We start from the raw sequence: 13,574 nt of genomic DNA, 5'->3' as shown, positions 1-13,574 counted from the left end.
CCCAGACGCCATGGGCTACTTTCTCGCACCATCCACCCGGGTTGCCCTGTCGCGCCTGGTGACCCTCGACACGGCCCCGGGCTCGGCGCCGCTCGAGCGGTTGCGGGCCATCCGTTCCCTGCTCTTCGAGCTCGACGCCGACCCAGCCACCCTGGTAGGTGTGCGCGACGCCCTCAGCGGGGGAGCGGACTGGAACGAGATCGCCGACGCCGCCGGTTTGAAACCGGCCGCCGCGAAATGGCGCTGGAGCGGCACCGATTCGGAGATCGCCGCCCGGCAGGCGGCCGGACGCAAGCGGTCCGCACGTCCCAGCGCCGTGCCCACCGATCTGCCTGGGCTGTCCGTGTCCGAGGCAGCTGCGCAGCTGGGGGTCACCGCCCAGGCGATCTACCTGAAGCTGAGCCGCGGCAAGCTCGCCGGCCGAACCGTCGAACTCCCCGACGGGCGAAGCTACAAACGGGTCTTTCTTAACGAAGACCCGGATGCCCGCCTTGACCGCGCCGAATCGGCAGCAGACAATGACCCCACCGCTTCCCCCTGATGCACTTTGACGACGGAGCCCTCACCATGACTGATTTCTCCTCGACCAGCACGCCCACCCGGTCGATGCCCCTGTCCGATCAGACCGAGACGCTCAAGCCCCTTGAAGAGCCCCAGACGACCGAGGCCCAGCCCGCGCCCAGGCGCGTAGCGCACCTCACGACCACGTCCGGCCAGCGCACCGCGCTGGTCGTCCTGGTCGGAATCATAGCCCTTGCCGTGGCCTTCATCGTGATGCTTTTGGTGGGGGTGTCGAGCGAGAGCATCAACGCCCTCGCCGTATTCGCCACGCCCATTGCCTCGATGGTGGCCGCCTATTACGGCATCACCCTGAGCATCCAGCAGGTGCGCAGCGAACGCGCCGAGAAGGAAAAGGCTATCGCCCGAGCGGATGCCGCCGACGCCGCCAGCCGCGAGACCGAGGTCTGGGCCGCCCAGATGGAATCCGGCCTGCGCGTCGCGATGGCCCAGCTCGGCGCCGCGCGTATCGGCACCGAGGCGGTCGAGAAGGCTGCAGGCACCCCCGACGGCTTCTTCTGACCGGGGTTCGATCACTCGAAGCCTCCCAGTTTCGGCTAGCCGGCCTCCTTCTCGGCGGTGCCGTTCCGCACGCGCACGATGGTCCCCCAGCAGGCGACGGTCGTCAGCATGAGCGCTCCCAGCGCTCCTAACGCGAGCGGCGAGAGGGCGAAGGCGAGGGGCAGCGCCAGCAGCAGTAGTGCGATTCCCGTGACATGGGAGATCAGCACCTCCCGGGCCACGACGAATCGGAACAATGCCAGCCCCAGCAGGTACAGCAGAGGCCCGCCGGTGATGGCGACGGCCGTCGAAAAAATGACCGGGTCATCCGGATGCGCCAGGATCTCCTTGACGCCGACCGAGCTCAGAACAATGCCGGCGATGAGCATCGCATGTACATAGGTATACGCGAGCCGGGCGAGCCGGCCGGGGTCGGCGGCATCGGCGAGGGCTTTGCTGCCCGCGTACTCGCTGTGGTCGAAGTACAGCCACCACATGGCCGCTCCACTCACGAAGGCCAGCAGCAGGCCGAGCACACCCGGCACCGACACGTCCTGATCGACGAAGGCGAAGCCCGTCACCAGAAATGATTCGCCGAGTGCGATGATGACGAACAGGGCGCTGCGCTCCGCGATGTGCGGACCGGAGAGCTCGCCGTCGCCGGGAGTGGCCCGGCCGAGGCCCGGCACCGGGAAACCGAGCTTCGCGGAAACGAACTCGATCCCGAGTGCGGTGGCCCAGAGCAGCAACCGGTAGTCGGCCGGGAGCAGGCCGCCGAGAATCCAGAAGAGCCCGGCCACCGCGAGCCAGAGGAAGATCCGCACGAAGGCGCGGAAGAGGGCGCGATCGTGGAGCGCGAGGGCGAGCGCCATGAAGGCCGTTCGGCCCAGCTGCAGGGTGACGTAGGCCACGGCGAAGAGGAATCCCCGGTCGCCGAATGATTCGTAGATCGAGACGCTCACCACCAGCCCGACCAGAGAGAGGCCGATCACGACCCCGCGCACAGGCAGGCGGGCCGGATCGAGCAGGTTGGTCACCCAGGTGGTGTGCACCCAGATCCACCACAGGGCGAGCACCAGGATGACGGACTCGGCGGCTCCCTGCCAGGACTGGTTCTCGTAGAGATGGCGCGACAGCTGGGTCAACGCGAACACAAAGATCAGGTCGAAGAACAGCTCGATGTAGGTGACCCGATCCGCCAGGTCGGGCCGATCCGGGCGCATCAGATTGAGCCGGAGGCCAAAACGGCCGGTGGGGCGGCGACCGGTGCCGGGAGCGGAGGGGACGGTGCTGGGCGTTGCGTTCACGCACCCAGTCTGCCTCAGTCCGGCAGATGTTTGGGAGGCGGCATGGCGGCCTCCCGTGTTGCCCTGATGGGACTTTCTATGACATTCTTTTACAAAACGAACGGTCAGTTAGTAAACACGGCGATCAAAGGTGATGAAGCCATGCCCGAAGCATTCCTAGTTGATGGTGTTCGAACTCCTATCGGTCGATACGGCGGGGTGCTGGCCGGCATCCGCCCCGACGACCTGGCCGCCATCGTGCTTGCCTCGGTCGTGTCCCGGTCCGGGCTGGATCCCACCCTCCTTGACGAGGTCGTCCTCGGCGCCGCCAACCAGGCCGGCGAGGACAACCGCAACGTCGCCCGCATGGCCGTGCTCCTGGCCGGTCTCCCCGACAGCGTGCCGGGGATCACGGTCAACCGGCTCTGCGCATCCGGCCTGTCCGCCGTGCACCTGGCCGCCAACATGATCAAGGCCGGCGAAGCAGACCTCGTGATCGCCGGCGGCGTCGAATCGATGACCCGCGCACCCTGGGTTCTCGCCAAGCCGGAGAAGGCGTTCGCCAAGCCGGGCGAGATCGTCGACACCTCGATCGGCTGGCGCTTCACGAACCCGCGCCTGCAAGCGCGCGACAAGGCCACCTTCTCCATGTCGGAGACGGCGGAGGAGGTCGCCGCCCTCGACGGCATCAGCCGGGCGGATGCCGACACGTTCGCCCTCCGCTCGCACCGGCTGGCACTCGAGGCGCAACGTGACGGCATCTTCACGCCCGAGATCGTGGGTGTTCCCACCCGCGCCGGACTGATCGAGATCGACGAGGGCCCCCGAGCCGACACCACGCTCGAACGCCTCGCCGGGCTGCGCTCGGTCGTGCGGACGGGCGGCATCGTCACGGCCGGCAACGCCAGCTCCCTGAACGACGGGGCCTCCGCCATCGTTGTGGCGAGCGAGGCGGCCATCGAGCGTCTGGGGCTGACGCCCCGCGCCCGGGTGGTAGGCGGAGCCAGCGCCGGCGTCGCCCCGGAGACCATGGGCCTCGGCCCGGTCCCCGCCACCCAGAAGCTGCTGCACCGCCTGGGACTGACCATCGGTGACGTCGACGCCGTCGAACTCAATGAGGCGTTCGCGACCCAGTCTCTGGCCTGCATCCGCCGGCTCGGCCTCGACCCGGAAATCGTCAACCGGCACGGCGGCGCCATCGCCCTCGGGCACCCGCTCGGGTCGTCCGGGTCCCGTATCCTGATCACCCTGTTGGGGCGCATGGAGCGCGAGGGTGCCCAACGCGGCGTGGCCACCATGTGCGTGGGCGTCGGGCAAGGTTCCTCCCTGCTGGTGGAGCGCGTCTAGATGTCGCGCGAGTTCACGACGCTGCTGGTCGACGAGCGGCCCGACCGGGTGCATGTGCAGCTCCACCGACCGGCCGTGCGCAACGCCATCGACCAGACCATGATCGACGAGTTGCACCTGGTCTGCGCCGACCTCGAGCAGGAACCCCGCATCCTGATCCTGTCCGGCACGAACGGCGTCTTCGCCTCCGGGGCCGATATCGCGCAGTTGCGGGAACGCCGGGCCGAAGACGCCCTGAACGGGATCAACTCGACCCTGTTCGGCCGGATCGCCCGCCTGCCGATGCCCGTGATCGCCGCCATCGACGGCTGGGCGCTCGGCGGCGGGGCCGAGCTGGCCTACGCCGCCGACTTCCGGATCGCCTCCACGACCGCCCGGCTCGGCAATCCGGAGACGGCCCTCGGCATCATCCCGGCGGCCGGAGCGCTGTGGCGGCTGGCCGCGCTGGTCGGCGAACCCGTGGCCAAGGAGATCATCCTGGCCGCGCGCATCCTGAACGCTTCCGAGGCGCTGGCGGTGCACCTGGTCACCGAGGTGCACGAGTCGGACGTCCTGCTCGAGGCAGCGCACGCGCTGGCCGACCGGATCGCCAAGCAGGACCCGTTGGCCACCCAGCTGGCCAAGGAGGTCTTCCATGTTCCCGCCGCGGAGCATCCCGTGGCCGACAACGAGGCCCAGGCGCGCCTGTTCGAGTCCGACCAGAAATTCACCCGAATGACCGCATTCCTGGAGAGGAAGAAGCGATGACGCTCAGCACCGTGTCCGCAAAGGCCCAAGCCGCTCAGTCCGTGCCAGTGCCGCACCAGGTCGGCGTGCTCGGCGGAGGCCGCATGGGCGCCGGCATTGCGCACGCGTTCCTAATGGCCGGGGCCCATGTCACCGTCGTGGAGCAGGGAGACGACGCGGCTGCCGCCGCCCGCGACCGGGTCCTGACCGCCATCGACAAATCCCTCAGCCGCGGTAGCGTGACCGCGAGCCGCGCCGAGCTCGGCGACCGGCTGACCGTGACAACGGATGCCGCCGCGTTCGCCGGCTCCGGCCTCGTCGTCGAGGCCGTTCCCGAGATCGTGGCGCTGAAGACGCAGGCGCTCCGCCTGGTGGAGGCGCACCTCGCCCCCACCGCCTGGCTGGCGTCCAACACCTCCTCGCTGTCGATCACCGATCTGGCCGAGACGCTGGACCGCCCGGACCGGTTCATTGGACTGCACTTCTTCAACCCGGTGCCGGTCTCGACCCTGATCGAGGTCGTCACGGGGGAGCGCACCGACCCGGAGCTCGCCCGGCTCGCCCAGGACTGGGTGTCCTCGCTCGGGAAGACGCCGATCCTGGTGCGGGACTCGCCCGGCTTCGCCAGCTCCCGCCTCGGCGTCGCGATTGCGCTCGAGGCGATCCGCATGGTCGAGGAGGGCGTGGCCAGCCCCGAGGCCATCGACACGGCCATGGTTCTTGGCTACAAGCATCCGGTCGGGCCTCTCCGCACGACCGACATCGTCGGCCTCGACATTCGCCTCGGCATCGCCGAACACCTGCACGAAACCCTCGGCGACCGGTTCGCCCCGCCGCAACTGCTGCGCGACCTTGTCGCACGCGGTGACCTCGGACGCAAAAGCGGCCGCGGCTTCTTCGATTGGAAGGACGCATGATGACACTTCTCAGCAACGGCACCAGCACTGACACCGGCCCCGACACGAGCTCTGACACGGTCGTTCCCAGCTACGTTCTCGACTCCTGGTGGACCCCGGACACCGATGTGGTCGCCCAGCGTGTCCTCGACGCGAGCACCGGGGCCGAGGTCGCCCGGGTCAGCAGCGACGGGCTCGACCTGGCCGCCGTGGTCGAACACGCCCGCACGGTCGGCCAGGCCTCGCTCGGGGAACTGACCTTCCACCAGCGTGCCATCCTGCTCAAGAAGCTGGGACAGTACCTGGGCGGGGTCAAGGAGGAGCTCTACGCGCTCTCCGCCCGCACCGGCGCCACCCGCTACGACTCGATGGTCGACATCGACGGCGGCATCGGAGTGCTGTTCACGCTGTCCTCCAAGGGCCGGCGCGAGATGCCCAACAGTCAGGTTTACATCGACGGCGACGTCGAGGCGCTCTCCCGCGACGGCTCCTTCAGCGGTCAGCACATCTACACCCGCATCCCCGGAGTCGCCTGCCAGATCAACGCCTTCAACTTCCCGGTCTGGGGCATGCTTGAGAAGCTGGCCCCGGCGTTCATCGCCGGCGTGCCGACGATCGTCAAGCCCGCGACGCCCACCGGGTACCTGACCGAGGCGGTCGTGCGTCACATCCTGGCGTCCGGCATCCTGCCCCTGGGCGCCCTGCAGCTGATCTCCGGCAGCGCCAGGGACCTGATCGACCACCTCGACTACCGCGATCTGGTGGCGTTCACCGGGTCGGCCGGCACCGCCCGCACCCTCAAGTCCCACCCGAACGTGGTCGAGGGCGGCGTGCGCTTCACGAGCGAGACCGATTCGCTCAACGCCGCGATCCTGGGCCCGGACGCCGCGGCCGGCACGGCCGAGTTCGACGCCTACGTCGCCTCCGTAGTGACCGAGATGACCAGCAAGGCCGGTCAGAAGTGCACCAGCATCCGCCGGCTGATCGTGCCGGCGGGCCGCCGCGACCAGGTCGTCGCGGCCGTCTCCGAACGGATGGCCCGCCGCGTCACCCTCGGTGACCCGCGCGCCGAGGGGGTCACCATGGGGCCCCTCGCCAGCACCGGGCAGCGCGACGAGGTGCTCGCCAGCGTCGCCCGCCTGATCGACGGCGGCGGACGCATCGTGATGGGCTCGGCGGACGCCCCGACCGGAACCGACCCGGGCGGCGCCTTCGTCGCCCCCATCCTGCTGGCCTTCCACGACCCGGAGAGCCCGGCCGTGCACGAGATCGAAGCCTTCGGCCCGGTGGCCTCCATCATCGAGTACACCGACCTGGACCACGCCATCGAGCTGGCCGCGCGCGGCGGCGGCTCACTGGTGACGACCGTGGCCACTCACCACCCCGATATCGCGCGTACGCTCGTGCTCGGGATCGCAGCGCACCACGGCCGGGTGCTGATGCTTGACCGGGTCGATGCGCGCAGCAGCACGGGCCACGGATCGCCCGTTCCGCACCTCGTGCACGGCGGACCCGGGCGGGCCGGCGGCAGTGAGGAGCTCGGCGGCATCCGTTCGGTGCTGCACCACATGCAGCGCACAGCTATCCAGGGCTCGCCCGACATGCTGACCGCCATCACGGGGGAGTGGCACGCCGGTGCCGCGGTGCGAACGGGCATCCACCCGTTCCGAAAGTCCCTGGCCGAGTTGCGGGTGGGCGACCAGACCCAGGGCGGACCGCGCGTGGTCACTCTGGCCGACATCACGGCATTCGCCGAGGCCACCGGCGACAAGTTCTACGCGCACACGGACCCCGAGGCGGCGGCGGCGAACCCGTTCTTCCCCGGGATCGTCGCGCACGGCTACCTGCTGGTGTCCTGGGCGGCCGGGTTGTTCGTGGATGCGGCCCCCGGGCCGGTGCTCGCGAACTCCGGGCTGGAGAAGCTGCGGTTCGTCACCCCGGTGTCGCCCGGCGACAGCATCCGGGTCACCCTGACGGCCAAGCGGATCACCACGCGCGAGACCGAAGAGTACGGCGAGGTCTGCTGGGACGCCGTGCTGCACAACCAGAACGATGAGGTCGTCGCCACCTACGACGTTCTCACCCTGGTCGCCAAGGAGTAACCCCCGGGCACCAGCTGAGAGCGCCACAGGCGGAGCGCCCGGTCGGGTGTCGAACGAATTCGACGGAGATTTTAAGGAATAAGCCGGTTTCCGGGCTGTTTTGGGCCGTTTCGCGCAAAATCTCCGTGGAACTCGTTCACGCTGCCGGCGGGGCGCGCGTACGGTGCGCGGCCGCTGTCGACGGCACAAGCGCGATCGGGCAGGCCGTCGATGCCGCACCGGACTGCACTTCCCTGCCGGGTAGGTCTGCGGGTGAGCAGAGCATGACACCATGACTACGTGACTTCCGGGACAGATCCAGCGTTGGTGCCTGAACTTCTGGTGCGGGATCTTGAAGCCAGCATCGAGTTCTGGTGCGACTTGTGCGGATTCACGATTCGCTACGACCGCCCCGGTGACGGCTTCGCTTACATCATGCGGGGATCCGCGCACGTGATGCTGGAACGGGCGGGAGCCGGCAGGAACTGGATCACGGGTCCCCTCGAGGTGCCGCAGGGTCGCGGCGTGAACTTTCAGGTGGCCGTGCCCGACGTCGATCCGATCCTGTCGGCCTTGCGAGCGGCCGGCGTTTCACTGTTCATGGCGCCCGAGACGAAGTGGTATCGCGTCGACGACGAGGAAGCCGGTGTGCGCCAGTTCCTGGTCACCGATCCGGACGGCTACCTGATTCGGTTCCAAAGCCCACTCGGCCGCCGGCCGGTAGTCCGGTAGTCCGACAGGCCGGTAGTTCGACGGATGTGCGCCCGGCGGCCGCCTCGGCGGACACCGGCAGATTCGCCAGTCGCCATTCCAACATCCCCTCGTTTAATCGCGTTGCGCGTCGGCCGCTCCGGCGCAGCACGGCCATGGCCTCGTAGGCAAGCACGCAGTACTTGCCGCGGCAGTAGGCGACAACCTCGCGGTCCGTCGGCAGTTCACTGAGCCGATCGCTGAGTTCCTCGAGGGGGATGGAGAGGGCGCCGGGAATGTGCGCAGCGTTATATTCCTGCCGTGGCCGCACATCCAGCACGGTGATAGTCCCGGCCGTCGCGCGTGCGAGAAGCTCTTCCCTGGTGATTTCCTCGTGCGTATCGTCGCCCGCCGCTTCGGAGTCATCGAGACCCAGATAGGCGATCCGGATGGATTCGACGTCTGCGAGATGGGTCTGCGCGACGCTGCGCACCAGGCTGTAGAGCCGGGCGACGTCATCCCCGGCGAGTCGGTAGTGAATCCGGGTGCCCTCCCGGCGAGTGCTGACCAGACCCGCATGTTTGAGGGTTTGCAGGTGGGCGGATGCGCTTGTCAGACCCAGGCCGGCCGCGTTCGCCAACGATTCCACCGTGCGTTCGCCCTGGGCGAGCAGGTCGACCAGCTCAAGGCGCTTGCCGCTGCCCAGCGCCTTGCCGACGCGGGCAAACTGCTCGAACAGCGCCGATTTCTTTTCTCGATCGCCCATCTTTTTCCTCTCGGTTCCCTTCACACTAGTATAATCTGATAATCCATGGTTTTATGGAATAAAATCCGGGCCCGTGCAGCGGCTCCCTCGCTGGAGAACGGACTATGAGTCAGACCCCGAACGCCGCAGACCAACCCAAAGGCGTGCGTCGCGGCATCGTCCTGGGCCTCCGGCAGAACTTCCCCCAGTTCCTGTTGCTCGTCGCGGTCAACGCGCTGGTCGGCGGTACGCTCGGCCAGGAACGCACTGTGCTGCCGCTGCTGGCGGACGAGGTCTTTCAGCTCGACCGTTATACGGGCGCGCTGACCTTCATCCTCGCCTTCGGCTTCGCCAAGGCCGGCACCAACTATTTCGCCGGCACCTTCTCAGACCGCTACGGCCGAAAGCCGGTGCTGGTCGCAGGCTGGCTGATCGCCATCCCCGTTCCGATCCTGCTCATCCTGGGGCCGACCTGGGGCTGGATCGTCGCCGCCAACGTGATCCTCGGGATCAGCCAGGGACTGACCTGGTCGACCACCGTGGTCATGAAAATGGACCTCGTCGGCCCGAGCCGCCGCGGCCTGGCCATGGGCTTCAACGAGGCGGCCGGGTATCTCGGAGTCGCCGCGACGGCACTGGCCACCGGCTACATCGCGGGCGAATACGGGCTTCGTCCTGGCCCGTTCCTGCTCGGCGCGGTCTTCATCGCTCTGGGCCTCGGTCTGTCGGTCATCTTCGTGCGCGAAACCCATCAGCACGCCAAAGTCGAGGCCGTCAACCACCTGTCTGTTCACGCCCACGCCGGCTCCCTCAGCAATCGGGAGGTGTTCACCCTCACCAGTTTCCGGGACCGGTCGCTGTCTTCGATCAGCCAGGCCGGGATGGTCAACAACCTCAACGACGGCCTCGCCTGGGGGCTCTTCCCCATTCTGTTCGCCGCCGCCGGACTCAGTATCGAACGCATCGGCATCCTGGCCGCCGTCTACCCGGCGGTTTGGGGAGCCGGGCAGCTCATCACCGGAGGGCTCTCCGATCGGATCGGCCGCAAAGGTCTGGCTGACCGCAGCCATCCTGCTCGGCGCCGGCACCGCCATGGTCTACCCGACGCTGCTTGCCGCGATCGGCGACGTCGCCCACCCCGAGTGGAGGGCCCGCTCGGTGGGTGCGTACCGGCTGTGGCGTGACGGAGGCTTCGCCGTTGGCGCGTTACTGTCCGGGCTGCTCGCCGACGCCTTCGGTATTCCTACGGCGGTCGCCGTGGTCGCGGCGCTGACCGCGGCATCCGGACTCGTCGTGGCCTTGCGCATGCGCGGAGACGACCATCTCCGTACCCGCAGCCGATGAGCCGTGCCCTTCGCTCCTGCGCACGCACCAACGGTGAACCCACGATGAGGCTCGCGGTCTCCTGAGTGCCGAATTGCTCGTTCGTTGACCACAAGAATGTCGATTCCGTCGACGTACTGGCCGATGAACGGTCGTTTTCTGGTCGGTGGAACGAGGATGGTCTACCGCCGGGTTATGTCAGCGGCAGGAAAAAAGGTGGGCAGAAAATTCTCTGCCCACCTTTTGACCTGAGGTGTCTTATTTGGCGGTGACCGTGATGAGAGGGCTTCCGACCTCCACGTGGCCAGACGCTGCCTGGTCGACCGATCCGAACTTCTTGGGGTTCGTCACGAGCACCGGGGTGACCAGCGAGTAGCCGGCATCCTCGATCACCTTGCGGTCGAAGGTCACCAGCGGGGTGCCTGCCTCAACGCGGTCGCCCGCGGCCACCTTGACCTCGAAGCCCTTGCCGCCAAGGTTCACGGTGTCGATACCCACGTGAATGAGCATTTCAACACCGCTGTCGAGTCGCAGCCCGAAGGCGTGACCGGTCGCCTGAGCGACGAGAACCTTGCCTGCTCCAGGGGCGTACACGGTGTCCTCGGTCGGATCGATTCCCACGCCTAGACCGACGATTCCCTTGCTGAACACAGGGTCCGGCACGTCCGTCAGTGGAACGACGATACCGGCGATGGGCGAACCAATCGTGGCCAGGACCGTGGCGGTGGCGGTGGCGGTTGCGGTTGCGGTGGCGGTTCCGGTGCCTGTTCCTGAGCCTGACGCACCGGCAACAACCGGGGCTGCGATGTCAGAGTCGGTTGCAGCATCGTCGCTCGCTACGGTTTCCGCAGCCAGAGCCTCGGCGAATTCCGCCTTCTGCTCCGGCGTCTTATAGCCGGAGAGGATCACGAGGATCATCGCGGTGAAGAACGACGCGGTAATGGCGCCCGCGTACAGGGGAATGTTGTCGAACGCGGGGATCGTCAACAGCGAGGTGAAGACGAATGCGCTGGTCTTCACGCCGCCGCCGAGGCCGAGGATGACGCCGCCGACGAGGCAGCCCACGAGCATCCGTGGGTAGATGCGCTTGAACCGAAGGTGGATGCCATAGAGCGAGGGTTCAGAAATACCACCTAGCAGGCCGGCCGCGAGCGCGCCCGTTGCGGTCTGCTTCATCTGACGGTCCTTTTCGCGGATGGACAGGAACAGCACGCCGGCAGTTGCACCGAAGCACGCGAAGTTCCACGCACCCATGGGGCCCTGGATGAAGTCATAGCCGAGGGACTGGATGTTGAGCAGCATGATTGCGTTCAGCGGCCAGTGCAGGCCGAGCGGAACCATGAACGGGTAGGCCAGCGGGATGACGACAGCGAAGATGAACGGCGAGAAGTCGTTGATCGACTTGAGGAAGTTACCGAGTGCGGCGCCGCCGTACACGCCCATGGGGCCGATCAGGAAGGCGGTCAGCGGGATCATGATGAGCATGCAGAGGAACGGCACGAAGATCAGCTGAACGCTGGACGGAATGATCTTCTTCAGATACTTGGTCAGCAACCCGAGAACGACCGCCATGATCAGCGGCGGGAACACCTGCGAGCTGTAGTCGGTGACGGTCAGAGGCAGTCCGAAGATCTGCACGACTGCAGCCTTGCCGCCGAAGACGGTCTCTGCTCCGTCGGTGAGTCCCAGCGCGTTGAAGCCGGGGAGCATGACGACGGCCATGATGCCGAAGCCGACCCAGGGGTCAGCGCCGAGCCGCTTGGAGGCGTTGTAGGCGACCATCAGCGGAAGGAAGACGAAAACGCCCTGCCACATCAGGTTGATGAACGCCCAGGACGGGTCGAGGGTGACGCCTGGTGCGTTCCACGACGGGATGACCCCGAGGGTTGCCATCAGAGCCATGAACGTGATGAACAGGGATGCGCCGAGCAGCGCACCCAGGATCGGGCGGAAGGAGTCGGACAGGATCTCGAAGAACGTGTCCAGCCCGGAGAACTTTCCGCGCGGGCCCTTTGCGCGTTCCGCGGCCTTCACATTGGCGATGGTATCGCCGGTGCCGTGGTCGCCCGCATGCTTCTTCATTGCGGGAAGCGCCATAATGTCGTTGTATACGGTATCTACGGCTCCGCCGACGACGATCTGGTAGCGATCGCCGGCCTGCGGAACAGCGCCGAGAACCAGAGGCAACGCTTCGACGGCCGCTTGGTCAATCCCCGATGCATCCTTCAGCGTGAAACGTAGCCGGGTGGCACAGTGGGTGAGGCCGACGATGTTTTCGGCCCCTCCGATACTTTCAATAATGTCTGCAGCGGGTTTCGATGCCACCTTGGACTCCTTCTGGTGTTGATGCGGAACTTAATGATTCCGCTTGTTACGGCTCAGCGCGAACCACGCTGGCTGGCTGAAGACCGTAATGGTCTCCACGCATCGTTAGCAACGATAACGGTTTTTTGGACACACTTAAGCATAAGGACAACGCCGGCCGTGCGCGGAAGGAATTATGCCGTCGCGAGTCAGCGATGAGTCGGTACCATCGCGGGATGGGGAATCACGAAACACATCCGCCGTCGCGAGCAGTCTTGTCCACACCAATTGAAGACCTGTGGCCACCTTTCGGGCTGAAAATCACTTGCGGCCCCGTTACGTTGTCTCCCGTTCGCGACGCTGACCTACCCGAATTCGATGCGCTCGCTGCGGCAGGCATCCACGCGCCGACGGAGATGCCGTTCTTCTTCCCGTGGACCGTAGGTTCCCCGGGCGAGATCCGGTTGCGACTCATGCAATACCACTGGGCACAACGAGCCGAGATGTCGCCGGCGGCCTGGTCGCTCGAGACCACGGTTCGCTTCGACGGTGAGATCGTCGGTTGCCAGAGCATCTCAACCAGGGACTACCTCGTCACGAGAACGGGGGAGACGGGCTCCTGGCTCGGCATGAAGCACCACGGCCGCGGGATCGGTACGCTCATGCGTCAGGCTCTCTGCGCATTCATGTTCGATCACCTGGACGCCGCCGAGGTCACCTCAGCGGCATTCGTTGACAATCCCGCGTCCCTCGCGGTGTCGAGAAAGGTCGGTTACCGGGAGAACGGAATCGATCGCCTGAAGAGGCGCGACGGCGAGATGGTCTTGAACCAGAAGCTGGTTCTGACTGCCGACACCCTGAACCGCGCCGAGCCCGAACTGAAAGTCGAGGGCGCACTGCAGCTCCGGGACTTCCTTGGCCTGAATGGTCGCGATCAATGATCAGGGCTTCTTCCTCCACATTGTGGGTGTGATCGGGTTATCCACAGACCGTTTCTTGGTGGGCGGATGCCGCGGGTAATGTCGGTGGGTGCCCGTAGCGTGTGTGTCATGAAGCCCTCATTTATTGAAGAGCAAGAGGCTCTCGGGGAGCATTTCGAGGCGATCGCGGAGGCCGA

General features: G+C 66.6%; 11 protein-coding genes and 1 pseudogene. 9 read left to right on the top strand and 3 right to left on the bottom strand.

Annotation, left to right across the window (positions count from 1 at the left end; genetic code table 11):
* The first annotated feature begins 10 nt into the window (after positions 1-10).
* Together E3N94_RS06120 and E3N94_RS06115 are read left to right on the top strand one after the other, a co-directional pair.
* Entirely contained in the window at positions 11-541 is a 531-nt protein-coding gene (locus tag E3N94_RS06120; RefSeq protein ID WP_134569959.1) for a hypothetical protein, read from the top strand.
* Positions 542-567: 26 nt separating this feature from the next.
* Positions 568-1,080, top strand: coding sequence for a hypothetical protein (locus E3N94_RS06115; RefSeq protein ID WP_134343147.1), 513 nt, complete (start codon positions 568-570; stop codon positions 1,078-1,080).
* A gap of 35 nt (positions 1,081-1,115) precedes the next feature.
* Here E3N94_RS06115 and E3N94_RS06110 read toward each other — a convergent pair whose 3' ends face one another.
* On the bottom strand, positions 1,116-2,366 hold the full coding sequence (locus E3N94_RS06110; protein WP_134415437.1) for a low temperature requirement protein A: 1,251 nt from the start codon (positions 2,364-2,366) through the stop codon (positions 1,116-1,118).
* A gap of 141 nt (positions 2,367-2,507) precedes the next feature.
* Between E3N94_RS06110 and E3N94_RS16740 the strand changes: the two genes are divergently transcribed.
* The 5 genes from E3N94_RS16740 (at position 2,508) to E3N94_RS06090 (ending at position 8,127) form a co-directional block, all read left to right on the top strand.
* Positions 2,508-3,692 (top strand): acetyl-CoA C-acyltransferase, encoded by a 1,185-nt coding sequence (locus E3N94_RS16740; RefSeq protein ID WP_104103477.1) that lies wholly within the window; start codon positions 2,508-2,510, stop codon positions 3,690-3,692.
* Positions 3,693-4,439 (top strand): enoyl-CoA hydratase/isomerase family protein, encoded by a 747-nt coding sequence (locus E3N94_RS16735; RefSeq protein WP_134400952.1) that lies wholly within the window; start codon positions 3,693-3,695, stop codon positions 4,437-4,439.
* The gene (locus E3N94_RS06100; RefSeq protein ID WP_134569958.1) at positions 4,436-5,335 is read left to right on the top strand and encodes a 3-hydroxyacyl-CoA dehydrogenase family protein; all 900 of its coding nucleotides are present in this window, start codon (positions 4,436-4,438) and stop codon (positions 5,333-5,335) included. The genes E3N94_RS16735 and E3N94_RS06100 overlap by 4 nt, the downstream gene beginning before the upstream one ends.
* Entirely contained in the window at positions 5,335-7,416 is a 2,082-nt protein-coding gene (gene paaZ / locus E3N94_RS06095) for a phenylacetic acid degradation bifunctional protein PaaZ (protein ID WP_134569989.1), read from the top strand. Before E3N94_RS06100 ends, paaZ begins: the two co-directional genes overlap by 1 nt.
* 306 nt (positions 7,417-7,722) lie before the next feature.
* Positions 7,723-8,127 (top strand): VOC family protein, encoded by a 405-nt coding sequence (locus E3N94_RS06090; RefSeq protein WP_198416262.1) that lies wholly within the window; start codon positions 7,723-7,725, stop codon positions 8,125-8,127.
* Here E3N94_RS06090 and E3N94_RS06085 read toward each other — a convergent pair.
* Complete coding sequence (locus E3N94_RS06085; protein ID WP_134373073.1) at positions 8,060-8,851, bottom strand: metalloregulator ArsR/SmtB family transcription factor; 792 nt, start codon at positions 8,849-8,851, stop codon at positions 8,060-8,062. The two genes, E3N94_RS06090 and E3N94_RS06085, sit on opposite strands and share 68 nt — an antisense overlap.
* Positions 8,852-8,955: 104 nt before the next feature.
* On the opposite strand from E3N94_RS06085, the pseudogene E3N94_RS06080 reads away from it, so the two are divergent.
* Positions 8,956-10,174 (top strand): annotated as a pseudogene (locus tag E3N94_RS06080) (MFS transporter).
* A gap of 237 nt (positions 10,175-10,411) precedes the next feature.
* Here E3N94_RS06080 and E3N94_RS06075 read toward each other — a convergent pair.
* Positions 10,412-12,478, bottom strand: coding sequence for a glucose PTS transporter subunit IIA (locus tag E3N94_RS06075; protein WP_134342024.1), 2,067 nt, complete (start codon positions 12,476-12,478; stop codon positions 10,412-10,414).
* Positions 12,479-12,798: 320 nt separating this feature from the next.
* Here E3N94_RS06075 and E3N94_RS06070 point away from each other — a divergent pair, with 320 nt between their 5' ends.
* The gene (locus E3N94_RS06070) at positions 12,799-13,398 is read left to right on the top strand and encodes a GNAT family N-acetyltransferase (protein WP_198416261.1); all 600 of its coding nucleotides are present in this window, start codon (positions 12,799-12,801) and stop codon (positions 13,396-13,398) included.
* Positions 13,399-13,574 lie beyond the last annotated feature (176 nt).

The sequence above is a fragment of the Cryobacterium sp. Sr3 genome (genome assembly GCF_004402835.1).
GTDB classification, from domain to species: Bacteria; Actinomycetota; Actinomycetes; order Actinomycetales; family Microbacteriaceae; genus Cryobacterium; species Cryobacterium sandaracinum.
Note: the sequence above shows the minus strand (reverse complement) of the source record. Positions and strands in the feature narration are given on the sequence as shown.